At 70.1% G+C, this 25,330-nt stretch carries 21 protein-coding genes; 7 read left to right on the plus strand and 14 right to left on the minus strand.

Annotation, left to right across the window (positions count from 1 at the left end):
• Positions 1 to 33 precede the first annotated feature (33 nt).
• The 4 genes from RBS60_RS02450 to RBS60_RS02465 form a co-directional block, all read right to left on the minus strand.
• On the minus strand, positions 34 to 3,426 hold the full coding sequence (locus RBS60_RS02450) for a UvrD-helicase domain-containing protein (RefSeq protein WP_307955914.1): 3,393 nt from the start codon (positions 3,424 to 3,426) through the stop codon (positions 34 to 36).
• Positions 3,423 to 6,230: a PD-(D/E)XK nuclease family protein gene (locus tag RBS60_RS02455; protein WP_307955915.1), complete on the minus strand. Its 2,808-nt coding sequence runs from the start codon at positions 6,228 to 6,230 to the stop codon at positions 3,423 to 3,425. Before RBS60_RS02455 ends, RBS60_RS02450 begins: the two co-directional genes overlap by 4 nt.
• A 148-nt stretch (positions 6,231 to 6,378) precedes the next feature.
• Positions 6,379 to 6,750 (minus strand): Fic family protein, encoded by a 372-nt coding sequence (locus RBS60_RS02460; RefSeq protein ID WP_307955916.1) that lies wholly within the window; start codon positions 6,748 to 6,750, stop codon positions 6,379 to 6,381.
• Complete coding sequence (locus RBS60_RS02465; RefSeq protein WP_307955917.1) at positions 6,747 to 6,953, minus strand: toxin-antitoxin system HicB family antitoxin; 207 nt, start codon at positions 6,951 to 6,953, stop codon at positions 6,747 to 6,749. Before RBS60_RS02465 ends, RBS60_RS02460 begins: the two co-directional genes overlap by 4 nt.
• Before the next feature lie 311 nt (positions 6,954 to 7,264).
• On the opposite strand from RBS60_RS02465, the gene RBS60_RS02470 reads away from it, so the two are divergent.
• The 3 genes from RBS60_RS02470 (at position 7,265) to RBS60_RS02480 (ending at position 10,492) form a co-directional block, all read left to right on the plus strand.
• Positions 7,265 to 8,062: an alpha/beta fold hydrolase gene (locus RBS60_RS02470; RefSeq protein ID WP_307955918.1), complete on the plus strand. Its 798-nt coding sequence runs from the start codon at positions 7,265 to 7,267 to the stop codon at positions 8,060 to 8,062.
• Positions 8,063 to 8,100: 38 nt separating this feature from the next.
• The gene (locus tag RBS60_RS02475; RefSeq protein WP_307955919.1) at positions 8,101 to 8,859 is read left to right on the plus strand and encodes a maleylpyruvate isomerase family mycothiol-dependent enzyme; all 759 of its coding nucleotides are present in this window, start codon (positions 8,101 to 8,103) and stop codon (positions 8,857 to 8,859) included.
• A 97-nt stretch (positions 8,860 to 8,956) separates the two neighbouring features.
• Positions 8,957 to 10,492, plus strand: coding sequence for a long-chain fatty acid--CoA ligase (locus tag RBS60_RS02480; RefSeq protein ID WP_307955920.1), 1,536 nt, complete (start codon positions 8,957 to 8,959; stop codon positions 10,490 to 10,492).
• 27 nt (positions 10,493 to 10,519) lie between these two features.
• Here the strand turns inward: RBS60_RS02480 and RBS60_RS02485 are convergent, their stop codons facing one another.
• From RBS60_RS02485 to RBS60_RS02525, 9 genes are all read right to left on the minus strand, one after another.
• Complete coding sequence (locus RBS60_RS02485) at positions 10,520 to 11,317, minus strand: ion channel (protein ID WP_307955921.1); 798 nt, start codon at positions 11,315 to 11,317, stop codon at positions 10,520 to 10,522.
• Positions 11,318 to 11,344: 27 nt separating this feature from the next.
• The gene (locus tag RBS60_RS02490; RefSeq protein WP_307955922.1) at positions 11,345 to 12,382 is read right to left on the minus strand and encodes an Ig-like domain-containing protein; all 1,038 of its coding nucleotides are present in this window, start codon (positions 12,380 to 12,382) and stop codon (positions 11,345 to 11,347) included.
• Positions 12,379 to 13,026 carry a hypothetical protein gene (locus tag RBS60_RS02495; protein WP_307955923.1) on the minus strand — a complete coding sequence of 216 codons (648 nt, stop codon included), beginning with the start codon at positions 13,024 to 13,026 and terminating at the stop codon, positions 12,379 to 12,381. Before RBS60_RS02495 ends, RBS60_RS02490 begins: the two co-directional genes overlap by 4 nt.
• A gap of 182 nt (positions 13,027 to 13,208) precedes the next feature.
• Positions 13,209 to 14,465 (minus strand): ABC transporter substrate-binding protein, encoded by a 1,257-nt coding sequence (locus RBS60_RS02500; RefSeq protein ID WP_307955924.1) that lies wholly within the window; start codon positions 14,463 to 14,465, stop codon positions 13,209 to 13,211.
• Positions 14,462 to 15,583 carry a branched-chain amino acid ABC transporter permease gene (locus tag RBS60_RS02505; RefSeq protein ID WP_307955925.1) on the minus strand — a complete coding sequence of 374 codons (1,122 nt, stop codon included), beginning with the start codon at positions 15,581 to 15,583 and terminating at the stop codon, positions 14,462 to 14,464. The genes RBS60_RS02500 and RBS60_RS02505 overlap by 4 nt, the downstream gene beginning before the upstream one ends.
• Positions 15,583 to 16,464 carry a branched-chain amino acid ABC transporter permease gene (locus RBS60_RS02510; protein WP_307955926.1) on the minus strand — a complete coding sequence of 294 codons (882 nt, stop codon included), beginning with the start codon at positions 16,462 to 16,464 and terminating at the stop codon, positions 15,583 to 15,585. The genes RBS60_RS02505 and RBS60_RS02510 overlap by 1 nt, the downstream gene beginning before the upstream one ends.
• 5 nt (positions 16,465 to 16,469) lie before the next feature.
• Positions 16,470 to 17,180 (minus strand): ABC transporter ATP-binding protein, encoded by a 711-nt coding sequence (locus tag RBS60_RS02515; protein ID WP_307955927.1) that lies wholly within the window; start codon positions 17,178 to 17,180, stop codon positions 16,470 to 16,472.
• Positions 17,167 to 17,949, minus strand: coding sequence for an ABC transporter ATP-binding protein (locus RBS60_RS02520; protein WP_307955928.1), 783 nt, complete (start codon positions 17,947 to 17,949; stop codon positions 17,167 to 17,169). The genes RBS60_RS02515 and RBS60_RS02520 overlap by 14 nt, the downstream gene beginning before the upstream one ends.
• Positions 17,950 to 18,012: 63 nt before the next feature.
• Complete coding sequence (locus tag RBS60_RS02525; RefSeq protein WP_307955929.1) at positions 18,013 to 18,825, minus strand: DUF1932 domain-containing protein; 813 nt, start codon at positions 18,823 to 18,825, stop codon at positions 18,013 to 18,015.
• 89 nt (positions 18,826 to 18,914) lie between these two features.
• Here RBS60_RS02525 and RBS60_RS02530 point away from each other — a divergent pair, with 89 nt between their 5' ends.
• Positions 18,915 to 19,568: a GntR family transcriptional regulator gene (locus RBS60_RS02530; RefSeq protein WP_307955930.1), complete on the plus strand. Its 654-nt coding sequence runs from the start codon at positions 18,915 to 18,917 to the stop codon at positions 19,566 to 19,568.
• 19 nt (positions 19,569 to 19,587) lie between these two features.
• On the opposite strand, the gene RBS60_RS02535 is transcribed toward RBS60_RS02530, so the two are convergent.
• Positions 19,588 to 20,991 carry an aminomethyl transferase family protein gene (locus RBS60_RS02535; RefSeq protein WP_307955931.1) on the minus strand — a complete coding sequence of 468 codons (1,404 nt, stop codon included), beginning with the start codon at positions 20,989 to 20,991 and terminating at the stop codon, positions 19,588 to 19,590.
• 161 nt (positions 20,992 to 21,152) lie between these two features.
• On the opposite strand from RBS60_RS02535, the gene RBS60_RS02540 reads away from it, so the two are divergent.
• The 3 genes from RBS60_RS02540 to RBS60_RS02550 all read left to right on the plus strand — a co-directional run bounded on the left by RBS60_RS02540 (position 21,153) and on the right by RBS60_RS02550 (position 25,322).
• Positions 21,153 to 22,550, plus strand: a complete 1,398-nt coding sequence (locus tag RBS60_RS02540; protein ID WP_307955932.1) for an aminomethyl transferase family protein — start codon at positions 21,153 to 21,155, stop codon at positions 22,548 to 22,550.
• Between the two features lie 112 nt (positions 22,551 to 22,662).
• Positions 22,663 to 24,156 carry an aldehyde dehydrogenase family protein gene (locus RBS60_RS02545; protein WP_307955933.1) on the plus strand — a complete coding sequence of 498 codons (1,494 nt, stop codon included), beginning with the start codon at positions 22,663 to 22,665 and terminating at the stop codon, positions 24,154 to 24,156.
• 278 nt (positions 24,157 to 24,434) lie between these two features.
• Positions 24,435 to 25,322 (plus strand): methylenetetrahydrofolate reductase, encoded by an 888-nt coding sequence (locus RBS60_RS02550; RefSeq protein WP_307955934.1) that lies wholly within the window; start codon positions 24,435 to 24,437, stop codon positions 25,320 to 25,322.
• The last annotated feature ends 8 nt before the right edge of the window (positions 25,323 to 25,330 follow it).

The following is a 25,330-nucleotide window of genomic DNA, read 5'->3' on the forward strand; positions in this document are numbered from 1 at the left end:
CCGCCAAGTAACGCCATGGTGAGCGTCATGGCGTTACTTCTCGACAGGGTGGGTCTGGTCCAGTGAGCCGCTGACCTCGAACACCTTGCCGAGCGCCGGCAGGTGCATGAGGATCCTCAGGACCGGCCTGTCGGTCGCGGCCTCGACGGCCCGCTGGTAGGCATCCATCTGGCCCAGGTAGTGGGCTCGGATGTGTCCCTCGGGGTCGTTGCCGGGGTACGTCTTGTGGTCAACGAGCACGAACCCTTCCGGCCCCTCGAGGAGCAGGTCGATCCAGCCCTCCATGGTCTGGCCGTTCGGGCGCCAGCCGATCGCCGCCTCTCGGTGGCGGGTCCAGCCGGGGAACTCGGCGTCGAGCCACGCCTCGAAGCGCGCGCCGGCCGTCGTGAGGAGCTGCGCGCCCACGGTGCGGGAGACGCCCCAGCGGTCCACGAGTCGCTCCGCCAGGCGGGTGCGATCCGATTCGTCGAGCGCTCGGAACTGCGTGCCGAGGTACGCGTGGACCGCGCTGCCCACGGCGCCCCAGTCCTCGGAGCCGTGGGTCGCGAGGGGAGTGCCGAGGTGGGCGACTTCGCGGATGGCGGCAGGGGATCTCGACTCCGCTTCGCTGCGCTCAACCATCGGTGACAGGGCCTCGCTCGCCTTGAGCCTTGCCGGGAGGCGCACGACGGCGGGGCCCGCTGCGGGCGCGTCGACGAACCGTGGCGACCATTCGCCGTCGGGCGCCACGGCCTCAGCAGGCTCGAGGGCGGCCACCCGCGCGGGGACCTTCGTCTCCCGTCCCACGACCACCGCCTCCTCGCCGCCGGCCTTCCACCCCACGAGTCCCTCGATGCCGAGGTCGTTGAGCATGCTCGGCGTGCCGTTCTTCGCGGTCAGCACGGTGGTGTGGGCGGCGCGGGTCATGCCCACGTACATGAGCCGCGCCTGGTTGCGCTGCTCGCGCGCGAGGAACCGAGCGGCGGCCTCGCTCGCCTGCGCCCGGGCGTCCAGCGGCGACCCGCCGTACGGGAACGGGCTCGGCCACAGCCGGATCCACCGGCCCGCGAGCGGGTCGGCCAGGTCCAGGGCCCGCGTGGCCTCGACTCCGGCGCCGAAGGGCCGGGCCTTCGTCTCCTTGTCGAGGCTCTCCATGACCACCACGGGCCACTCGAGGCCTTTCGCCTTGTGGTACGTGAGCACATTCACCACATCCGGCCCGGCGTTCTCCGCCGAGTCGTGCTCGTCCGAGGCGAAGAAGTCGAGGAACCCGCGCAGCGTCGCCGGCTCCCGCAGCGCCCGGCAGCGCTCGTAGTACAGCTCCACCGCCCCCCGGAACGCGTCGAGGTTCCGCAGCCTCCGCTCCGGCGCGGACCAGCCCGCGATGAGCCGCGGCAGCCCCAGTGCCCCGGTCACGGCCTCGAGGACCTCGGTCGGCGTCGCCGCAACGGCCTGCTCGCGCAGCGCGTCCAGCGCCGTGACGACGGGCGCGGCCCGCCACGCGTCGTGCAGGAGCCGCGGCCCCGCAACCACCTCGCCTTCCTTATTCCGCACCTGTTCCCTAGGCACGACGGCGCCGAGCAGCTCCTGCTGCCACATGGAGTGCGACGGGTGGTCGGGGTGCAGGGCCACGAGCTCCGCCAGCGCAACGGTGTCATACCGGTCCGCGACGTAGGCCATGCCGGCGCGCGTGAGCTGGACCTCGCGGGCCGTTCCGAGGGATCTGGGGTCGAGGCTCGAGCGGACGCCCAGCTCGTCGAGCGCCTTGGCGAGGGCCGCGACCTCGGCGTTGGTCCGCGTCAGGACGGCCACGTCCGAGGCCCGCAGGGGCTGCCCATCCACGGTGAGTCCGCGCCCGAGGAGCTCCCGCACGCCCGCGGCCGTGGCGCGGAGCCGCTCCGGCGCGTTCGACTGGGCGCGCGTCCACGCCTCGACGCTCCCCGCGTCCCCGGCGTACTGGGCGACCTTCGCAGCGGGCAGCTCGAGGTGCACCGACGCCTCGGTCATCCCGTGGCCACCGTTGCCGGCGTCACCGGTGAAAACCCGCTCGAACACCGCATTGGAGAGGTCCACGACGGCCTGCCTCGACCGCCACGTGTGCGAGAGCTGTTCCCGCCGCTCGGCCGATACCCGCGTCATGACGGCCTCCATGAGTTCCGGGTCGGTGCCGCGAAACTCGTAGATGGCCTGCTTCGGATCGCCCACCCACACGGCCTGCTCCACGAGCGCGCTCAGCTCGAGGAACAGGGCCAGCTGGAGCGGGCTCGTGTCCTGGAACTCGTCCACCACGAGGAACTCGATCCGCCCGCGGAACGACTCGCGGAACGCCTCGTTGTGCCGTGCGAGCTCGAGGACCTTGGCCTCCTGGTCCACGAAGTCCATGAGCGCGTTCCCGCGCTTGAACTCCTCGTAGGCGTCTAGGCAGTCCGCCGCGCACGCGAAGACGCCGCGGATGTACCCCTCGAGGTCCGCGTGGAACGCCCGGTTGGACGGCAGCTCCTCGTGGATTCGCTTCTTGAGGTCTCCGAAGATGCTCTTGAGTGCCTTCGGCGCGCCCGATCCGAGGAAGCCGCGCCACACCTCCCACGGCGTCGTCTCGACGTCCTGCGCCTTGGCGATCTTGTCCAGGATCTTGGGGTAGTTCTCGGCAAAGCCTTTGGCAGCGGTGTCCACGGCCTTGCCGTCGACGCCTTCCCCAGTGCCGGCCACGCGTTCTGCCACGGCTCGCAGCGCGTGCAGCTCCCGGAACCACTCGGCCCGGCTGTCCTCGGCCGGGTCGTCGAGCAGGGCCCGGAACCCGGCCCACGAGGCGTCCGTACACCTGCGCACCTCGTTCGGAGACAGCAGGTTGGTCCGGGCCAGGTTCACGACCCGCTGGACCGTGTCCTCCCACGACTCCACCTGGTATTCGCCGGACTGGTCCGGGTGCGTGCCCATGCGGCGCGCGATCGGCGCGAGCGTCTCGGCATGGTCCGCCCGGACCTCGTCGGTGGCGAGCTTGAACATCGCATCCAGCTGGTCCTCGCCGATCACCTCGAGCGCGGGGGAGAGGCCCGCATCGATCGCGTACTCGGCGAGCAGCTGTCCGCACACGCTGTTGACCGTGCCGATGAGGCTTGCCCCGAGCTGCTGGGACGCCAGCCTGAGGTCGGATGCGCGTGAGCCGCCCGACGACGACGGCACGCCCTCGCGCTCGCCCGGCCGCCCGCCGTCGTGCCCGCCGGTCCGGGTGAGCTGGCCTGCATCCAGGAGCCGCGCGGCGATGCGCTCGCGCAGCTCGCCAGCGGCCTTCTTGGTGAAGGTCGTGGCCATGGTCTTCTCGGCCGGCGTCCCGGCGGCGATGCGCGCGACGATCTTCTCGGTGAGCGTGTAGGTCTTGCCCGTCCCGGCGCTCGCCGAGACCATCGTGACGTTGTCGAGGATGCCACCGCCGAGGATGCCGCTCATGAGTAGTCTCCCTTCAGCCCGCACAGGGCCCCGAAATGGCAGAACCGGCACCCCGGCTGGACGTACAGGCGGCCCACCGCGGTCTCGACGTCCTCGATGGTCTTGGGCTGCTCGCCTGGAGCGGTCGACGCCTTGGCCTGCTCGGCGAACGCGTCCTCGACAGGCTTCGTGGCCGTGACGCGCCCGCCGAGGACCTGCTCGATCGTGAACTCGGCCGAGCGCACCGCCCGGCCCCACAGCTGCGCCGGGGTCTCCTCGCGGGGGATCGCCGGCCCGAAATGCCCGTGCGCCGACGCGAAGGCGTGCTGCTTGAGCAGGTAGTACGCGGTGGGGTCGTCCGGCGGGGCGTCGCCCTCGTGCAGCGCCCACTGGTACAGGGCGAGTTGCAGCGCGGTGCCCTTGCGGACCTTCTCGCGGAGGTACTTGGCCGAGTTGTACCACTTGAGGTCGATCACCACGGTGCGCCCGTCGGAGTCGATCCCGACGGCGTCCGCCGCGCCGCGCACGGGGACGGCCACGACGCCGTCGCTCGTGACGAGTGGGAGGTCCTTCGAGAACTCCTGCTCGACCTCCTGCAGCACGATTCCGCCCTGCTCGAGCATCCCGAAGAAGGTCGACGCCGCCTGCCTGACCGCGGCCTCGACCGTGAGCCGGCGTGCCTTCTGGCCGGGCAGGAGGAGCTCGGACGCGAGCTGCGGCACGAGGGTGTCGATTACGGCACGGATCTCGGTGTCCGTGGGGACCGCGCGGTGCTGCGGCCGGAGCATGGCGTGGAGCTCCTCGATGACCCGATGCGCGAACGAGCCGATCATGCGGCTGCCCTCGGGGATGTCCGCCGCGTCGGGGACCCGCAGGCCGCCCTTGCGCTCGAGCGCCCACCGCATCGAGCAGCCGAGCAGCACGTCGAGCTGCGAGTAGGAGAGAGTCTCGGGCGCGAGGGCCGTGTTCGCGCCGACCTCTTGGACAGGATCGGGAGCCGACGGCCGCGCCGCATCGGCGCGACGAAGCTGGGCAGTCCGGCCGGCAAGGCGCCACACGCCGTCGGCGTCGGTGAGGTCCGACGGCCCGCGCGTCGCCTTGGCGATACGCTCTGCGACGCTGGAGCTCCCGCCGCCGACGCTGGGGCTCCCGTCGCCGACGGCAGGGGCGCGTCCATACCTCTCAACGAGCGCCTCGAGCAGCGGGTTCGAGTCGACACGCTCGCCGTTGCGCTGGGCGATCTGCACGATCACGAGCCGCTTGCACCGCCCCGCGGCCGCGAGCGTCTCGCGGACGGCGAGGGCGGTCAGGTCCTGTGGGCTCGGGAGCTCGACGCCCACGCGGGCGAGTGTCGCGGCGTCGTGCGCGTCCCAGCGGCGCACGCGCGGGGTCGACGCGGACTGGAACCCCCACCACAGCGCGTCCTCCACGTCCTCGCCGAGCTCCACGAGGTGGTTGAGGCGCAGCCAGAGGGCGGCCTCGGCGGGCAGGATCGGCTCGGCGTCCGCCGTCACGACCGACGCCACGATCCGCCGCAAGTCCTTCCGCGAGACGTGTCGTAGCGGCGCGACGAGGGCGAGGATGCGCTTGAGCTGAGCGGAGGTCGTCTGCAGCCGGGGCACTACGGCGGCCCGCGCGTTGAGCGCCGCCGCGAACCACGACGCGGCCTCGACGAGCTGGCCGCCGGTGGGCCTGCGGTGCTCGACGTCGAGCAGCAGGTGCGTGCTGAACGTCCGGTCCAGCTGCGCCGCGAGGTCGGGCCCGAGGGACTCGTCGGCGCCGATGTCCGCGATGGCCCGCTCCCATTCGGGCCCGCGGGTCCCGGGCTCGCGAGTGAGCGCGCGCAGGAGGTGCCGGGCGGCGCGGCGCCTCACCGGCGAGTCCGGGAGTGTGAGGAACTCCGCAAGCAGGTGGACGTTGGCCGGCTCCCACACGAGCTCGAAGAACAGCGGGATGAGGGCGTCCTGCGCGCGCCACACCGACCGCTCGCCCACGCCGAGGCGCGGCAGCCCGTGCATCGTGAGGTACTGGTCCAGGACGGGCGTCGGGTCCGAGCACACGACAGCGGTGCTCGCGTTCGCGCCCGAATCCCCACCACCGTCCCCGCCCGCGGCGAGCCAGCGGGCGGCGTGCTCGGCGGCCTCCCACTCCGTCTCGGCGGAGAGGACCGTGAGCTCGGGCTCGCCCGTCGGCTGCGGCGCCTCGCTCACCCGGACGCCTCGGTCCCGCAGCGCGCCGATGATCCGCCGCCACACGGCCGGGAACGTCTCCTCGGGATGTTGGAGGACCAGCTCGTCGATGCCCAACGGCAGGGGAGAGGACTCGAGCTCGTCGAGGAGCTCGACGACGTCGTCCGCGAGCGACGGCGCGAGCCCGCCTCCCGTGCCTCCCGAGCGTTCCGGCCCCCTCCCGGCGCGCTCGGCGGCGGCGAGCGTGCGCAGCAGCGGCGACGGCCCGCCGTCGTGCGCCGGGCCCCTCTCCGTGCTGGCGCGCGCGTGCGTGTCCTCACGCGCCGACTCGTCGGGGAGGTCGCCGCGCCAGCCGTTCGCGACGGCGTCGTCGCGCGCCGCAAGGAGGTCGTAGGCGGTGGACCAGGCGTCGGCGTGGAGGGAGTCGTGGAACCAGGCATCCGGCGAGTCGAGGTGCTCGAGCGTGGCCAGATACTGGCTCACGCGCTCGGCGCTGGGGGTCTCCGCCCGCGTCAGGCCGAGACGCGTCTGGAGGAGCCCGATGAGGTTCTTCCGCCCCACGCGCACGCGGTTCAGCCCCGGGCTCGCGTACGCCCACGGAGCGCGGTCCAGGAACCACCCGAATTCGACGATCATCGTCATCCCCCTGCTCTGCACGCCGGCCGCCCGATCGCCAGCATGCCCCTCACACTAGCCAACCCCTCCGACAAACGAGACCGTGCGTGAGCGCGACGCCACCGTCCACACCATGCCAGATCCGTGATGCCCGCAGCGGGCCCCCAGATCAGTCCCGGCGCGCGATGCGAGCTGCGATGACGCGAGCCGACTCGTCGAGCGTGCGGCGTCTGGCCGCAACGCCCACCATGAGGTCGAACGCCTCGTCGGTGCTGAAGGTGTGGCCGAACCCGTTGATCCACAGGAAAAGTACCGTGAGAGTCCAGGCAGTGCGCCTATTTCCGTCAATGAGGGCTTGGTTTCGCGTTACGGACTCCAACAACGCCGCCGCCTTCTCGGGCAGCGATTGATACACATCGTGACCGCCCACAGCAGTAGCCGGCCGTGCGAGTGCAGAGGCGAGGAGGCCAGCGTCCTTCACATGGATTCCCATGCGTTCGACCACGAACAGGGCATCCTCGAGATCAAGGAAGGCAGTCATGCGTCAGCAAGACGGTCGAGGAACTCCTTGTCGTGTGTCAGAACGAAATTCAGGCCTTCTTCGAGCTGTTTCCGCCGCTCGTGGCGTTCGACGACAAGCTGCGCCCCGCGCAGCAGGAGGGCGTTCTTCGAAACGTGCTCGGCCGCTGCCACGGCTTCGAGCTGGCGGTCGAGTTCCTCTGGAATGCGGACGTTGATGGCCATATCCCATAGTACCGCTTCAGTACCACAGAGAGGTCCATGGACGTCCCCTCCTGCAGCGTCCCTTGGCCCTCAATGCTAGGAGAGCCCGCCAGATCAGGCGCCTCACGCGCTGCGGCGACCATGGTCGTGCCTCTTCTTAGCCCTGTCCAGCTTCTCGAGCACGGGTAGTAGCTCGACGTCGTACAGATCCGGGATCCACATGATCCGCCGTCCGGACGCGTGCAGCCATGACGCGGGCGAACCATCGAATGCATCGCCAGCGGCGAGCTGGAATGCCTCACGGAGCAGTGACCGCAGGGTAGCGTGGACCCATGGAACGCCTCACTTCAGCTGACGGAACCTCCATCGCCTACGACCGCCTCGGCTCCGGGGCCCCTCTCATCCTCGTCTCGGGCGCGACCGCGGACCGCCGGGCGGACGCCCAGCTCGCAGAGGCCCTCGCCGAGACCTTCACGGTCTACAACTACGACCGCCGCGGCCGCGGCGAAAGCACCGACACCCAGCCGTTCGCCGTCGACCGCGAGATCGAGGACATCGGCGCGCTCCTTGACATCGCGCGTAGCGCACAAGCGCACGACGGCGCGGACGCGGCCCTCGTCGGCTTCTCCTCGGGCGCCGCGCTCGCCGGCCGCGCCGCGGCCGTGCTGCCCGTGCGCGCGCTCGTCATGTGGGAACCGCCCTTCATGACCGACGACGCAGGCCTGGCCCGGGCGAAGCAGTACACCGAGACGCTCGACGCCGCGCTCGCAGCGGAGGACTTCGACGGCGCCCTGACAACGTTCCTCCGCTACGTGGGCCTGCCGGACGAGGCCATCGACGGCACGCGGCAGTCGCCCTTCTGGGCGGAGGGCGTTCGCGTGGCCCCGACCCTCGCGTACGACAACGCGGCCATGGGCCACGACGGCGGCGTGCCCGTGGACGTCTTCGGCAGGATCACCGCCCCGACCCTCGTCCTGGCGGGCGGAGCGAGCCCCGCCTTCCTGCCCGCAGCCGCGCAGGCGGCCGCGGCGGCGATTCCGGACGCGGCGACGGGTGTCCTCGAGGGCCAGATGCACAACGTCGACGCGGTGGTGTTCGCCGAGGCGGTGCGCGGGTTCCTCGGGACGTAGACTCTGCGGCGCACCCTCAGCGCGGTACCCTCGACCCTGTGCCGGAGAACCAGAACCCGACCTCGCCCGAAGCTTTCGCCGAAGCCGTCGACCGCCTAGAATCCCTCACGCGCACCTTCGCGGAGGAGATCGACCAGGCGGTCGATGAGGCCATGCTCGGCAAGCCCGTCCCCACCTGCCCGGGGTGGAGGCTTGGCGACCTCATCGACCACCTCGCCGGGATCCACCGATGGGCCGCCGCGTCGCTCGGCGCCGAGCACGCGCCGGCCGAGACACCGCGCCCACCGGACGCGGACCTCGTGCGCTGGTACCGCACGAGCGCCGAGCACCTCGTCGAGGCACTCCGGGCTGCCGGTCCCGGCGCCCCCGCGTGGACCCTGTGGGGTGACCGCGTCGCGGCCTTCTGGGTGCGCCGCCAGGTCCACGAGACGGCGATCCACACATTCGATCTCCTCAGCTCCCTCAAGCTCGCCGACGACTGGGACCTCGAAGGAGACGTTGCCCTCGACGGCATCCATGAGGTCCTGTTCGGCTTCTACCCCCGCCAGGTGCGGCTCGGGCGCACGAGGGGACTGCCCGGCGTCGTGCGCTTCGAGGTGACGCACGACGGCGGCGGGTCGGCCACGGTGCTCGTCTCACCGGCGGCGGAGCCGGACAGCCCGGAGGCCGAGACGCCGCTGGGCACGGTGACGGGCCCGGCGGCCGAGATCTACCTCGGATTGTGGGGCCGCAGGCCCCTCCCCGGAGCCACGGCGGAGCTCGCGGCGATGATCCGGGCGGCCAAGCTCATTCCGTGAACGAGACACGTGGTACTAGATCCCACTTGACCTGAGACTCAGTTTCACGCTTCACTGGGTGTGGCCTACGCCACAGTAACTTCCGTCAGGAGATCCCGTGAACCTTGCCGACCATCTCGCCCTGAGCGCCGCCCGTCGCGGCGAGCGCACCGCGATCGTGTGCGGCGAGGAGACCTGGACCTACGCCGCGCTCGATGCGGCCAGCGCCCGCGTCGCGGGGATGCTCACCCGGGGAGGAGTCGTGCCGGGCGGGCGCGTGGCGGTCATGCTCCCCAACGTGCCCGAGTTCGCGGCCGTGTACTACGGGGCGCTGCGGGCGGGCGCCGTCGTGGTGCCCATGAACCCGCTGCTCAAGGAGCGCGAGATCGCCTACTACCTCGGGGACTCGGGGGCCGAGGTGCTCTTCGCGGCATCGACCGTGGGAGACGAGGCCATCGCCGGGGCGGCCGCGAGCGGCGCCAGGGTCATCGTCGTCGAGCCGGGCTCGTTCGCCATAAGCCTCGGGGACGAGGAGCCGCTTGCACAGGTCGTGGAGCGGGCCGGCGAGGACACCGCCGTGATCCTCTACACCTCCGGGACCACCGGCCGGCCCAAGGGCGCGGAGCTGACCCATGACAACCTGATCCTCAACGCGGACCTGACAGTCCGCACGCTTTTGAACCTGACCTCGGACGACGTTGTGTTCGGCGGACTTCCCCTGTTCCACACGTTCGGGCAGACGTGCGCGCTGAACACCACCATCATGGCCGGGGCCACGATCGCGCTCCTGCCGCGGTTCACCGCCCAGGGGGCGCTCGAGGTGATCGCGTCGCAGCGCGTCACGGTGTTCGCCGGGGTCCCCACGATGTACAGCGCGCTCCTCGCCGTCCCCGACCACCGCCGCTACGACACGTCCTCGCTGCGCGTGTGCATCTCCGGCGGTGCGGCGCTCCCGGTCGAGGTCCTCCACCGCTTCGAGGACGAGTTCTCGTGCATCATCCTCGAGGGCTACGGCCTGTCCGAGACGTCCCCCGTCGCCGCGTTCAACCACCCGGACCGGCTCCGCAAGCCCGGCTCGATCGGCACGGCCGTGGAGGGGGTTCGGCTGCGCGTCGTCGGCCTCGACGGCGAGGACGTCCCCTGCGGCGAGGTGGGCGAGATCGCCGTCCAGGGGCACAACATCATGAAGGGGTATTGGAAGCGGCCCGACGCCACGGCGGAGGCGATCCGCGACGGCTGGTTCCTTACCGGGGACATGGGGAAGATCGACGCCGACGGGTGCTACTCGATCGTGGACCGCAAGAAGGACCTCATCATCCGCGGCGGCTTCAACATCTACCCCCGCGAAGTCGAGGAAGTGCTCTACGAACATCCCGCGGTCGCCGAGGCCGCGGTAATCGGCGTGCCCCACGCCGAGCTGGGGGAGGAGGTTGCCGCCGTCGTGGCCCTCACCAGCCCCGGCGCGGCCACGCCCGAGGAGCTCCGCGACTTCGTGAAGTCCCAGCTCGCCGCGTACAAGTACCCCCGCGAGGTCCACATCGTCCAGCAGCTCCCCAAGGGGCCGACGGGGAAGATCCTCAAGCGCGAGATCCGCACCGGGCTGGCCTCGACGCACGACGCCGCGGGGTCGCCTTCCGCGGTCCGGGCAGGCTGACGTCGGGCCGCGCAGGTTGACCTCGGGTTAGGCGCGTTCGGGCCGCCGGGCGGGGAGGCTGTCCGCATCCGCCGCCTCGCGCGCCTCGAGGGCGGCGGCCAGACGCGCGACCTGGTCCGTGAGGGTCTGGACCTTCGCCTCGAGCGACTCGTCGAAGGCCTCGACCTCGGCCTCGACCTCGTCGACCTCGGCCTCCAGTTCGGCCTCGAGCTTGGCGGACGTCTGAGCGGAGACGCTCTCCACGAGCCACGCCGCGATGGACGCGGTCACGACACCGAGCACCGCGATCCCCGAGATCATGAGGGCAGCCGCGACGAGACGCCCGATGACGGTCACGGGGTAGTGGTCGCCGTAGCCGACGGTCGTGATCGTCTCGAGCGCCCACCAGATCGCGTCGCCGAAGCTGCGGATGTTCGCCCCGGGCATGTTCTGCTCGACGTCCTCGACCGTGAGCGCGCCGCAGTAGACGAGGGTCACCGCCGCGGCGACGACGTAGATGAGCAGCCGACCGCTCAGGGCGGCCCCGGCCTTGTTGTGCACGACCCGCAGGAACGTCACGAGCCGCAGCGGCCGCAGGGCGGGCAGTGCGAGGATCGCGAGCTCGTGCAGGTTCCGCGCGAACCAGCGCCAGCGGTGCGGTGCGAGCCACAGCTGCCCCGCGTAGTCGATGAGGAAGACCAACCACGAAGTCCAGACGAGAACCTCTGCCCAGTCTCGGTCGGGGGGAAGGTTGGCGATGACCTGGATGGAATAGGCCGTGAGGAACACGAGTGCGGCCGCGAGCGTGGGCCACTCGGTCAGCTGACGCCACCTCTCCTGTGTCATGCCCGAAGGGTACCGCGCGCGCGGGCGTCAGCCGATGCCTTTGACGGTGATCGTCACGTGCTGGCTCGTGGTGCCGCCGATCTCGGCCGTGATCCACGTGGTGCCGGCCCCGACGGGGAACGCCTGGCCCTTGCTGTCCATGCGCACGATGTTCGTGTCGTTGACGGACCAGGCGACGAGGTCGCTCGGGGCCTTCGTCCCGTCGCTGTAGGTCACGGTCGCGGTGAACTTGGTCGGCGGGCCGCCCACGGTCATCTGCGGCGGCTGGGCCGGGCTCACCTCGACGCGCAGCACGTCGGGCGGAAGGACGGAAATGGTCGCCGTCGCAGTGAAGGCCTTCCCGCTGGCGTCCTGTGCGGTGGCCGTGACGGTGACCGTCCCCGCCTTGAGGGCGGTGCCGACGGCCTGACCGTCCGGCTGGGCCTGGACCGTCCCGACGGTGGGGTCGGACGAAGCCCATTCCACGCGGGGAGGCGACGCGGTGGAACCGTCGCTCAGGACGAAGTGCGATGAGAGCGTGCCCTTCGTGCCAGCCTTGACAGTCAGGGTGGACGGGTCGACCTGCAGCTTGTCTACGGTCGGTGGGGCGCTCGCCGGGCCTTGCGTCCCGGTCAGCACCAGTGAGCCGCTGAAGCTGCCGAACGTGGCGCTGATGCGTGCGCTGCCCGCATGGTGGGCCCTGACGAGCCCGTTGTCGTCGACCGTCAGGGCGGCCGGGTCCGAGCTCGACCAGGTGACGCCGTCGGTCAGCTGGCGGGTCCCGCCGTCGCTCAGGGCGGCGGTCGCCGTGGTCTGGACGGCGTCGCCGATCGCGACTGACGAGTTCGGGGCGCTGACGGCGACGCCGATGACGCTGGCCTGGCCGCCGGCGGGGCCGACCAGCCGCACGGCGATGAGGGCGGCCGCGGCGGCGAGCACGGCGACGACGGCGATGATGCTCAATGCCATGAGCCGTGCGCGCAGGCGCGAACGGCCGCGCGCAACAGCGCTGTCGATGTCCGCCGGATGCCGTGCAGCGAGTGCGGCCGCCTCGGCGTAGAGCCGCTGGCGGAGTTCGCTGTTCACGACGGCCCGCTTCCCAGCGCGAGCTGCGCCTTCTCGTTGGCGGCGCGCAGGCGGTCGGTGACGGCCGCCGTCGTGCTCTCGGTCAGCCCCGCGATCTCAGCGACGGTGAGCGAGGCGAAGTCGTGGAGTACGACGGCGACCCGCTCGCCCGCGGGGAGCGCGGCCAGGCGGCTCGGGTGCTTCGGCTTCTTGGCCGGCGTCCAGCGCTCGCTGGTCTCGAGGAGGTGGACGAGGACGCACAGCGTGTAGAGCCGAAGCTGCGGAGTCACGGGACCGCGCCAGACCTCGGCGGTGCGGGCCCACGCGGCCTCGAGCAGGGTCTTGGCCTGCTCGGGATCGCCGCACAGCAGCTGCGCGCACAGCTGGAGGTCGCCGCGCTGCTGCTCGAACACGTCGGTGATGCCCTGCTCACGCCCCGAGAGGGCGGCGGAGAACTTGATGTCCCCCGGCAGGCCGAGCTCGATGTCGCGGAGGGCGGGGAGCACTGCGGCCAGGAGCACGAGGGAGCCGGCACCGATCGGCACAGCCGAGAGGAGGCCGGGGACCACCCAGCCTGCGGCAATGGCCGCGAGGCCCACGACGGCGACGACGGCCCGCCACGGCCTGATACCGTTGAGCAGGCGCCGCTTCGGCAGATCGCACATGGAGCACCCCACGAAGGACTGCCCACATTATATGTCCATCGACTGGTTGAACCTAGAACCGATGGCCCTCTGAGGGTCACCACCGGAGGTGCACCTTCTGAGGGTCACCACCCTTGGGTCGCGCGATGTGACTCCCAGGTGGTGACCCCCAGACGAGCGGCAAGAGCGGTGCCGGGAGTGCCTCAGCCGAAGTTCGTGGCCGTGGCGTAGCCCTTGCCGTTGTACTTCTGGACGAGGACCTTTGAGATGGCAGGCTGGCCGTCCACGGTCGTGTCGACCGAGGTGCCCTGGAGCATGAGCGGCGCGGCGTACGACTTGATGCCGCGCAGGGCCGTCATGAACGAGTCGCGGGTCGGCTCGGTCATGTGCTGGAACGCCTGGTCCAGCGTGGCACCGGCAATGTAGCTCCACATGCAGTGCGGGAACGCCGGCATGTCCGGGTAGTTGCCGTACTGCTTGAGGTCCGAGAGGAACTGCACCACGTCGGTGTCCTTGGCGAACTCGGGGCTCTGCGGCGCCTTGGAGAAGGACACCGAGTAGATGCCCGGGTACGCGCCCGCGCCTCCCGGCGCGAGGATCGCCGTGGGGCTCGACGTATTGGACGGCAGGAACCAGCTGGGCTTCCAGCCGATCTGCTGCGCCTTCTGCAGCGACGCGATCACGAGCGGGGTCACCGACATCGCGTTGAAGAACACGTCCGCGCCGCTCGCGGCCAGCTGCGTGATCTGCGCATCCACCGAGGTGTCGGTTGCCTCATAGGTCTGCTCGCCGACCACGGTGATGTTCGAGGCGCCCTTGATGGCGTCCTTGAACCCGGCGACGTACCCCTTGCCGTAGTCGTCGTTCTGGGACAGGAGCGCCACCTTGTGCGCGGTGCCAGAGGAGGCAACGAGCTTGCCGAACGCCTCGCCCTCGTTCTGGTAGGCCGGCACGAGGCCCAGCTGCCACGGGCTCTGCTTCTGGTCGCTGAAGAGCGGATCGCCCGTCATGACGAGCACCTGGGGGACCTTCTGGCTGATGGCCGACTGGCGGAAGGCTCGGTTGGTCGGAGTGCCGAGGCCGATGCCTTCGGCGAACACACCGTCCGAGACCATCTGCTGGAAGTTGGAGAGCGACTTCTGCGGATCGTACGCGTCGTCGTACGTCTTGATCTCAACCTTGCGGGTCTTGCCGTCTCCGAACTTGATGCCGCCCGCGGCGTTCTTCGCACCGAAGTAGGCCTTGGCGCCGGCAACGGTGCACGTGCCCGGGCCGGCGGTGGCACCGCTGAGCGGCGTCGTGATGCCGAGGGTGATGCTCGTGTCGGTGATCCCCGGCGAGGCCGCCGCGGTGCCTGACGGACTCTGGGCGGTGCCGCGGCAGCCCGTCAGCGAGAGCGCCAGGACTGACGCCACCGCGACAGCGCCGAGGAGCCCCCGCGTCCCATTCCGAACGTTCATGATCGCTTCTGCCTCTCTGTACTTTCGGGTGCCTCCGGCGCGGTGCCTGCGGCTGGAACCGCCGTCGGATCCTGCGCGGGAGCTGGGTGCGGGGAGTGCCCCGCGGTCGGTTGGGGAGAGCCCCGGCGTGCGAGACGTCGGATCATCCGGGGAAGGCTGACGAGCCCGTCAGGCAGGAGGAAAAGGACGGCGAGCAGGATGACGCCCTGGCTGATCGTCGTGTAGTTCGGGTCGATCTGGTTCGTCCACTGCGGGACGAGGATGTAGTACGCGCCGCCGATGAGCGAGCCGACGATGCTGCCGGCCCCGCCAATCACCATCGCGGCGAGGAGGCTGATGGAGTGTCCGAAGCTGAGGGTCTCGGGCGAGGTGTACTGCACCACCGCGAGGTAGAGGAAGCCGCTCGCCCCGCCGAAGACCGAGGCGATGGTGAACGCGAGGACCTTGGTCCAGTACGGCGAGATCCCCATCGAGGCCGCGACCGCCTCGTTGCCCTTCACGACGGCGAACGCCCGCCCGTACTTCCCGCGCACGAGCTTCCGTGCGAGCAGGAAGCCTCCCGCGGTCACGACCAGGACGATGTAGTACTGCCACTGGTCGTTGAACAGCCCAGACCAGTCCGGCGCGTTGGAGAAGATGGCGGAGATGCCCTGGGAGCCGCCCGTGATGTCCGAGAAGCGCTTGGCGAGTGGCACGCCCACGATCGGCAGCGCGATCGTGACCATCGCGATCGCGAGGCCACCCAGGCGGGCAGCGGCGAGGGCAACGACGAGCCCCACGATCCCCGCGATCAAGCAGGCCGAGATGAACACGAGCACGATGTTCCACCCCTGCGTCACCCCGTACGCCGTGACGTAGGCGCCGAGGCCCACGAAGAAGATCTGCCCGAGGTTGACCTGCCCGGTGTAGCCCATCACGATGTTCAGCCCGAGGACGGCCACGGCGTAGACGCCGATCCGGATGAGGGTCTGGTTGGCGATCTGCGGCAGGATGAACGGCGCCGCGAGCAGGACGACGGCCACGAGCACGACGACGCCGACGCGCACCCACCGCGATGAGAGGACGGACCGCGTGCGCCCGGGGGACGGCGCGCGCCGGGAGGAGGATGCTGTGCTCATCAGACGCGAACCACGACTTTCCGCCCGAACAGGCCTTGCGGACGGACGATCAGGATGACGAAGATCAGGACGAAGGGCACCGCGATCTTGAGGTCGTGCCCGACGGCCGGCACGTACACCGAGACAAGGTTCTCGAGGACGCCGATCGCCCAGGCGGCGGCGACCGCGCCGATCGGGCTGTCGAGGCCGCCCAGGATGACGGCGGCGAGCGCGTAGACGAGGGCGCCGTCGAGCATGCCAGGGGTGAGGGTCAGCTGTGGGCCGACGAGGGCCCCCGCGATCGCTCCGAGTGCCGCCGCGAGCCCCCAGCCGACCATGAGCATCCGCCCCACCGGGAGCCCGGACAGCGCGGCGGAGTCTGGATTGTCCGCGACGGCGCGCAGCGCAAGGCCCAGCTTGGTGCGCATGAAGAGCAGCTGGAGCAGGGCCATGATCGCCACGATCGTGATGGTGGTCGCGAGGGACCTCACGCTCACCACCGCCCCGAGGATATTGACGCCAGTGAGGGGGAACAGCGAGGGGAACTGGAGGTTGTTGTACCCCCAGAGCACGGCGGCGATGCCCGTGACGAGCGTGAGGAGGCCGATCGTGACGACGACGGCGGTGTCCGGGTCCCCGCGCTCGAACCGGCGCATGAGGACCCGCTCGACGAGGGCGCCGAGGATGAACGAGCCCGCGATCGCGAGCAGCACCGCGAGGAGGAGCGGCATCCCCGTCTGCTGGAGGGCGTACGCGATGTAGGCGCTCAGCACGGCGAGGCCGCCCTGGGCGAAGTTGATGAGGCCCGTCGCCTGGTTCACGAGCACGATGGCGAGGGCGAGGGCGCCGTAGATCGATCCGGTCGAGAGTCCGTCGATCACGAGCTGGATGAGGGTCTCCATCGGGTTCAGCCCCCCAGATAGGCGCGGCGGATCTCGTCCATGCCCTTGAGCTCGGCCGAGGTCCCGGTCAGCACGTTGCGTCCCGTCTCGAGCACCGTCGCGGTGTCGACGAGGGAGAACGCGAGGTTGGCATTCTGTTCGACGACGAGCATCGCGATGCCGGACTCGACCCGTAGCCTGCGGATCGCCTCGTAGACGGTCTTCGCGGTGCTCGGGGCCAGACCGAGGGACGCCTCGTCGAGGAGGAGCAGTTTCGGCTTGGCCATGAACGCCCGCCCGACCGCGAGCATCTGCTGCTCGCCGCCCGAGAGCGCGGCGGCCCGCGAGCCGATGCGGTTCCTGAGCTGCGGGAACAGGTCGAGGCAGTAGTCGATGTCCCCAGAGATGTTCTTGCGGTCCTTGCGCAGGTAGGAGCCCACGGAGAGGTTCTCCCGCACGGTCAGCTGTGCGAGCGTCCCGCGGCCCTCCGGCACGTGGGCGATGCCGAGCGCGGCGACCTGGTCGGGACGCAGGCCCCGGATGTCCTTCCCTGCGAACCGGATCCGGCCAGCGGTCCGGACGGTCCCGCTGATGGCGCGCAGCGTCGTCGTCTTCCCGGCCCCGTTCGCCCCGAGGACGCCGACGGCGCCGCCCTCCGGCACGGTGAGCGAGACGCCGTCGAGCACCTGGACTGGCCCGTACGAGGCCCTCACCTCGTCGAGCTCAAGCAGCGTCATCCGCGGCGTCCTTCCCGATGTAGGCCTCGATGACCCGGGGGTCCGACTGCGCCTCGGCCGCGGTTCCCTCCATGAGCTTGCGCCCGTGGTCGAGGACCACCACGCGGTCGGTGAGCGCCGAGATGAGCCCCATGTGGTGCTCGACGACGATGATCGTGATGTCCCGTTCGTCGCGGACCTGCTTGACGGTGGTGATGAGCTGCTCGACCTCGCCGTGCGAGAGTCCGGCCGCCGGCTCGTCAAGGAGCAGGAGGGAGGGCCTCGAGAGCAGGGCCCGCCAGAGCTCGATGCCCTTGTGGAGGCCGTGGGAGAGTTCGTCCGCGGGGAGGCCCGCCGCCCAGCCCAGCCCGGCGCCGTCGAGCATCGCGAGGGCCTCGGCGCGGATCTCCCGCTCGGCGCGCGCGGTGCGCGGAAGCCCGAGCGCCCACTCGAGCGGGCCGCCGGGGAGGCGGAGGTGGCCGCCGAGCAGCACGTTCTCGAGCACCGTGGCGCGCAGCTGCAGGGCCGGGTGCTGGAACGTGCGGGAGAGGCCGAGGCGGGCCAGGTGCGCGGGGGAGCGGCGGATCGCCTCGGTGCCGTCGATCGTGATGGACCCCGAGCTCGGCTGATAGTGGCCGCTGATGCAGTTGAACAGGGAGGTCTTGCCCGCGCCGTTGGGCCCCACGAGCCCGAGGATGGACCCGGGCTCGACCTCGAACCCCACCTCCTGGAGCACCTTGACGCCGCCGAAGTGGAGGTTGACGTCGTTCAGGCTCAGGCGAGCGGCCATGCTGTACCTCCTGTTGCGCCGTTGCCCGCGGGATGTGTGGTGGATCACCCATCTGGGTTGAACCTACGGATCGGAGACGAGATTGTCAACGATATTGGATGGGGTCTGAAGGCCCTTGTCAGAGAGCCTTTCGAGCCACTCGATCGTGCCGTCTGTCATGGGGCAGGATGCCCCGAGAGAGTCGAGGAAGGAGCGGGTGGCGCGCATCTCGGCCGCACGCCGCACGGCATGCCGCTGGGTGCTCTCGAGCAGGTGTTCCACGAGCGCCTCGCCGGAGGGCCCGAGCTCGGAGGCGATCTGCCCGAGGACCCATTCCCGCGCACCGATCGCCTCGGCGGCAGTGGCGGCCTCGAGGACCGTGGCGGCGAGTCCCTTCATGAACACGCTGCGCAGGAGCTTGAGCCCCGCCGCGACGCCCGCCTCGGGGCCCACGCCCGTCGTGGGGATCCCCAGTGCCGAGAGACGGTCCGTGATTGCCGCCTCGGCGGCCCCGCTCACGATGAGCGGGGTGTTGAGGCGGGCCCGGGGGACCGGGGCGAGGATCGCGACGTCGCCGAAGGGGATGCCCGAGGCCGTGGCCCGCAGTGAGAGCCGGCGCTTCTCCTCGGGGCTGGCGGTGTTCATGTCCGCGAAGATCCCCGTGCCGTCCATCGCGGGCAGGGCCGCGGCGAGGGCCTCCTGGGCGGCGTGGCCGGTCACGAGGCTCAGGATGAGCTCTGCGCCGTCCACCGCCTCTCCCACGCTGGGTGCGAGGCGGACGCCCGACGGCGCGGACTCCGCCCGCGGGTCGGTCGCCGTGACGGCTGCTCCCCGCCCTGCGAGGTCCGCGGCGTAGATGCTTCCGGCCTCGCCGAGGCCCAGTACAGCGATGCGCATGCGGTTCTCCCGTGGATTGGTTCTAAGATTGTGGACAAAATTGGGCCCGGTCTCGGGTCCGTGCCATGGAATCCGGAAGTGAGACCCCCATGTCGGAACCGGCGGTGAACGACTCGGCTTCCGAGTCGCGCGTGACGGACCTGATCCGCAGTGCGATCGTCGCCGGCGAGTATGCGCCCAACCAGCGGCTCATCGAGGCGGACCTGAGCGCGGCGTTCTCGGCGAGCCGGGCCACGGTACGCACCGCCCTCCTCGAACTGGCGGGCGAGGGGCTAGTGGAGCGGCTCCCCAACAAGGGATCCCGCGTGCGGGCGATCTCCCTCGATGAGGCCATCGAGATCCTGGAGGTCCGCATCGGCGTGGAGGGCCTGTGCGCCGCGAAGGTCGCCGAGCACCTCACCGACGAGGAGGCGGCGGGATTCGAGCGGCTGCGGGCGGACATGGTCGCATCCGTCGCGGAGGGCGACCTCGTCGAGTACTCGCGCCTCAACCGCCTGCTGGACGTCCGCGTCCGCGAGCTCAGCCGGCACGCCACGGCCGCGGATATCTTGGCCCGCCTGCACGCCCAGAGCGTCCGCCACCAGTTCAAGCTCTCCTCCCGCCCCTCGCGCGCCAAGGTGTCCGTGCTCGAGCACGCCGCCATCATCGACGCGATCCTGACCCGCGACCCCGAGGACGCCGAGCGGGCGGTGCGGAGCCACCTGCTCAACGTCATCGGGGCCCTGCGCGAGCTCGCGGTCTGAGCCCGGCAGTGGGTGCGGGTCAGACCGCCGCCGTCCGCCAGCCCCCGTGATACTCGGTGCGGGCTACCGTCGAGTACGGCGTCGGGCTCACGACGGCGCGCACGCTCACCTGTTCGTGCGGCTCGACCGTCGTCTTGCGCGACCCGCCGTCGGGCTCGCCCCACACGACTCGCACCTCGGTGCCGATCTCGACGTTCGGATCCACGGTCGCGAGCGAGAGCCCGCGCCGCTCGTTCGCCGAGACCCCGGTGAACAGCGAGAGCCCCACGACCGTGCCGTCGGCGTCGACCACCGAGTCGTAGTTCGAGGAGCCGTAGTTGGCGTTGGGCAGGTCGAAGAACTGGAAGCCCGGCCGGTCGCGGTCCAGGAAGGACGCCCAGATGGAGGCGAGGTCCTCGTCGTTCCACGCGAGCGTGACCTTCTTCCGCTGCGCGGCGGGGTCGATCTTCTCGAGGGCGTCGCGGCCGATGAAGTCGTGGTCGAACTTGACGAATGACCCGTAGCCGAGCTCCCACGGGTTGAGGTAGTAGTCCTCGATGGCGGACGAGACGAACGAGCCGGCGAGGGCATTGATCGCCTCATAGCCCGTCGCGGGGAGCCACTCGCGGTACGCCCGCTCGGCCGCTCCCGTGTAGATCGCGGGGAGGGGCGAGGGGATCCACCCCGATTCGAGGGTGTTGGACGAGTATGCGCGGGAGCCGCAGGGCTCGATCCCGAACTCGGCTCCGGCTGCGAGGACGGCGTCCCGCACCGCGCCGTGCTGCTCGTAGGGGCCCCAGATCTCGAGGCCGGGGGCGCCGGCCATGCCGTGGCGCAGCGTGCGGACCTGCGCTCCCGCGATAGCCATGTGTCCCATGTGGAAGAACTTGACCTTCTCGACCGTGCCGCCGGCGAGCTTCTCGATGATCTGCCACGCGTTCGGACCCTGGATCTGGAACCGGTAGTACTCCCGGGTGACGGCCTGGCCGTAGGGGCGCGACGGCGAGCGGTCGTCGTACGTGTACTCGACGTTGTAGCCGCCAGTCTCCGCCTGGAACTGGAGCCAGTTGGCCACCGGGTTGCGGCCCACGAACACGTAGTCGTCCTGGGCCTCGTGGAACAGGATGCCGTCACCGATCACTCCGCCGTTGGAGGCGACGGGGACGAACTGCTTGGCGGTGTCGACGGGGAAGTTCGCAAAGCTGTTGATGCCCGTCTCGGACAGGAGCCTGAGTGCGTCCGGGCCCTTGACGAAGAAGTTGACCATGTGGTGCGTCTGGTCGTAGAGCACGGCGGCGTCACGCCAGGCCTTCTGCTCGCGCCGCCAGTTGCTGAACTCCGCGGGAACCACGGGGTAGATGTAGGTGCCCAGCTGGGAGTTCCGCAGCAGTTCGACGGTGTTTCCGGCAGCATCCAGCACATCCTGGAGGTTCTTGGGGGCCACGGGGCGCTCCTTCACGACAACTCTCACGACGGGATTGGTGACGATAATGTATTAGATGTCTTGACCGAGGGCTAGGGGCGTGGTTGTCTGGCAGAGACCCCACAGCGTGGCCTGACCCGCCGCGAGCCGTTTCGAACCTCGGCCGAAAGGAGGGGTCAACGATGACCCCAGAATCTCCCGCAGCATCCGAATCGCTCGCGGACGCGATCGAGCGGGCCGGAGGCCCCGTCGAGCTCCTGCGGAACCAGGACTGGCCGGCCTTCACGTTCCCGGTTGCCCCGGAGTTCACCAACTGGCGCGACGAGCAACGCGCGTGGAACACCACGGTGGCGCTCATGGACCAGTCGCACCACATGACCCAGCTCTTCCTCGGGGGCGCCGACCTCCTGCCGCTGCTCGCGTCCATCTCGCCGAACACGTTCGCAGCCTTCCGCGCCGGCGTCGCGAAGCAGCTCATCGCCGTCAACCAGGACGGCTACCTCATCGGGGACGGCATCCTGTTCTACAACTCCGACATCGACGGCGACCCCGAGGGGCTCGTGCTGATCGGCCATCACCTGCTCATCGACTGGGTCCGCTTCAACGTCGAGAAGTCTGCCGCAGCAGGCCGGGACGTCCACCAGCGCCTCGAGGCGAACTCCCACATGCGGCAGGGGCCGCCCACGTTCTACCGCTACGAGCTCCAGGGCCCGCGGGCCAACGAGGTCATGGAGAAGGTCTTCGCAGGTCCGATCCCGGAGATCAAGTTCTTTCACATCGGCGACGTCGAGATCGCGGGCCGTCCCGTCAAGGCCCTCCGCCACGGCATGGCCGGGCAGCCCGGATTCGAGTTCTACGGGCCGTGGGAGGACCACGAGACCGTGCTCGACGCGCTCATGGAGGCCGGCGCGGAGTTCGACATCCGCCGCGTCGGGGCGAAGGCCTACTCGGCCTCGCCGCTCGAATCGGGCTGGGTGCCCACGCCGTTCCCGGCGATCTTCGACGAGGACTTCGCCGAGTACCGGCAGTGGCTGCCCGCGGCCCGGGCCGGCTCGATCGGCGGATCGCTCTACTCGACCGACGTCCATGACTACTACATGACCCCCTACGACATCGGCCTGGGCAGGTCGGTCCGGTTCGACCACGACTTCCACGGGCGTGCGGCCCTCGAGAAGCACGCGGAGAACCAGAACCGCCGCAAGGCCACGCTCATCTGGCATGCGGACGACGTCGCGGCCGTGGTGCGCTCGCAGATGGAGCCCGGAACGCCGGCCAAGTACCTCGACTTCCCGAAGGCCCGCTACGGGCTCTTCCAGATGGACGAGGTCCTCCGCGACAGCGCCCGCGTGGGCATCTCGACCGACGCCGGCTACGTCGCCTTCGACCAGCTCTACATGTCCCTGGCGACCCTCGATACAGACGTGCCCGACGGCACCGAAGTAGAGGTGGTCTGGGGTGAGGACCCGGTGTCCCGCAAGGCCTCGGTCGACACCGACCACCGCCAGGTGCGCATCCGCGCGACCGTGGCCCCCGCGCCGTACCACGAGTTCGCCCGCACCGTGTACCGCGCGGACTCCTGACCTGATCTGCACCAGACCTGATCTGCAACTGACGTGATCTGCAACTGACGTGATCTGCAACTGACGTGATCTGCAACTGACGTGATCTGCAACGGAAAGGAGAGCAGGAGCCATGACCGAGACGCTCAACACGTCCGCGCCGGTGACCACCGGGCTGTACATCGGGGGAGCCGAGCGGCGGGCCGCCGAGACCCTCGAGGTCCTCGATCCGGGCAAGCCGGGCGTCGTCGTCGGACACGCCGCCGCGGCCAGCGCCGGTGACGTCGACGACGCGATTGCGGCCGCCAAGGCCGCCTACCCCGCGTGGAGCGCCCTGAGCCCGCGGGAGCGTGCCGAGCAGATGCAGGCCGCACTCGCGGGGATCGCCGAGGCGCGCGACGAGGACGCCGCGATCCTCTCGCAGGAGAACGGCAAGATCCGCATCGAGGCCTGGGTCGACTCCCTCGTCTTCGAGATCCGTTGGAACCTCGCCCTCGCGCTCGCCGACGAAGTCGATGCCGCCAAGGTCCTCGGACCGGCGCCCGGCATCCCGGTCACGACGACGGTGGCCTACCAGCCCCTCGGGGTCGTGACCGTGATCGTGCCGTTCAACTGGCCGATCGCGATCCTCGGCGCTTCCCTCCCGCACGCGCTCCTCGCGGGCAACACCGCGATCGTGAAGCCGCCGCCCACCACGCCGCTCGCCACGACCCGCGTGGTCCAGCGCATCGCGGAGAAGCTTCCGCCGGGCGTCCTGAACGTGGTCACGGGCAAGGACGCGGACATGGCCGCGCTCATCACGAGCCCGGACATCGCGAAGGTCTGCTTCACGGGCAGCGTCGCGGGCGGGAAGCGCATCATGCAGATGGCCTCCTCCTCGCTCACGCGCGTCACCCTCGAGCTCGGCGGCAACGATCCCGCCGTCATCCTCGAGGACGCGACGCTCGACGACGTTGAGCTCGACCGCCTCTACGCGGCGGTCTTCGACACGACCGGCCAGATCTGCATGAACGCCAAGCGGATCTACGTGCACCGCTCGCGTCTGGACGACGTTGTCGCGGGGCTCTCGGCGCGGCTCGACAGGGCGGTCATCGGGTACGGGCTGGACGAGGGCACCACGATGGGGCCCCTGCACTCGCCCGTGCAGAAGGCATTCGTCGCGGAGCTCATCGAGGAGGCCAAGGCCTCCGGGGCCGAGGTCCGCGAGTTCGGCACTCTGCCGGCCAGCCCGGAACTGCAGGGCGGCAACTTCCTGCGCCCCGCGATCGTGATCGACCCCGACCCGTCGCTGCGCGTCGTGACGCACGAGCAGTTCGGACCCGTCATCCCGGTGATCCCGTTCGACACCGAGGAGGACGCCGTGGCGGCTGCGAACGACACGTGGGCGGGCCTGTGCGGCTCGGTCTGGTCGTCCGATCCCGAGCACGCCAACAGGGTCGGCGGCCAGCTCGAGTGCGGGTACGTCTGGGTCAACGACCACGGCGCCACCCGGCTCGACCTGCGGGCCCCGTTCGGCGGCATGAAGCAGTCCGGCTTCGGCCGCGAACAGGGCATCGAGGGTGTCAGGGCCTTTCAGGACACGCGGTCGATCGCCCACCTCGATCCGGACGCCCTCGCGGCCGGCTGATCCCCCGGGTAGCCTCCCCACGGCGCGTCCATCTGACGTCACCTTCTGAGTGTCATCTCCTGAAGGTCATCATCTGAGAGTCAGCTCCTTGGAAGTCACTAGACGTGACTCTCAGGAGCTGACTCTCAGGCGTTCGGGGCGGGGTTCAGCATCGGTGCCTGGAGAGGCCTCGATGCCCGGAGAGCCGTTGGGGCAAAATACCTATAGACATTCCCTATCTACATAGTTACATTCGGAGAAGGACGCACCGTGGCGCCCGAGAACAGGAGTGACGGACCGTGGCCAGAACCGCAACCGTGCAGAACCGCCGGGCATCGCTCGAACTCATCGACGACTTCTCCCTGGAGATGACCGGCAAGGACATCCCCGGCCTCGTCGAGGCGAAGGACCACATCCCGTCCGGGACCAGGATCAACGTCACGTTCCTCGGCAACGAGGACCTCGAGATGCGGGTCGCGGCCGCGAAGGCTGTCCGCGACCACGGCTTCATCCCCGTCCCGCACATCTCGGCGCGCAGGCTCAAGTCGACGGCGCACCTCGAGGAATTCCTCGGCCGGCTGCAGGAGGTCGGCGCCACAGAGCACGTCTTCACCGTGGGCGGCGATCCCGCCGATCCAGAGGGTCCCTACGAAGACTCCCTGGCCGTCATCAGCAGCGGCCTCCTGCAGAAGTACGGCGTCCGCGAGGTCGGCGTCGGGGGATACCCCGAGGGCCATCCGGACATCGGCACGGACGTTCTCTCGCGCGCTCTCGATGAGAAGGTCGCGGCGCTCAAGGAGCAAGGGCTGGGAGCCGTGATCCTCACCCAGTTCGCCTTCGACACCGAGCCTGTCGCGGCGTGGATCGCGGGGGTGCGGTCCAGTGGCATCGAAGCAGCGGTCCGGGTCGGCGTGCCAGGGCCAGCGGGCATCAGGCGCCTTCTCGGCTTCGCGCGGCGCTTCGGCGTGGGCGCGAATGCGATGATCGTCAAGAAGTACGGGTTCTCCCTCACCAACCTGATCGGCGAGGCGGGCCCCGAGCACTTCGTCGACGATCTCGCCGGGGCACTGACAGACACATGGCCTGGCCCCGGCATCCCGGGACGGGTGGGGCTGCACTTCTACACGTTCGGGGGACTGAAGGCGACCGCAGACTGGGCGAACAAGTTCATCGCCGAGAGGAGCTGAGCTGCGGT

This window comes from Sinomonas sp. ASV486 (assembly GCF_030908215.1).
GTDB classification, from domain to species: domain Bacteria; phylum Actinomycetota; class Actinomycetes; order Actinomycetales; family Micrococcaceae; genus Sinomonas; species Sinomonas puerhi.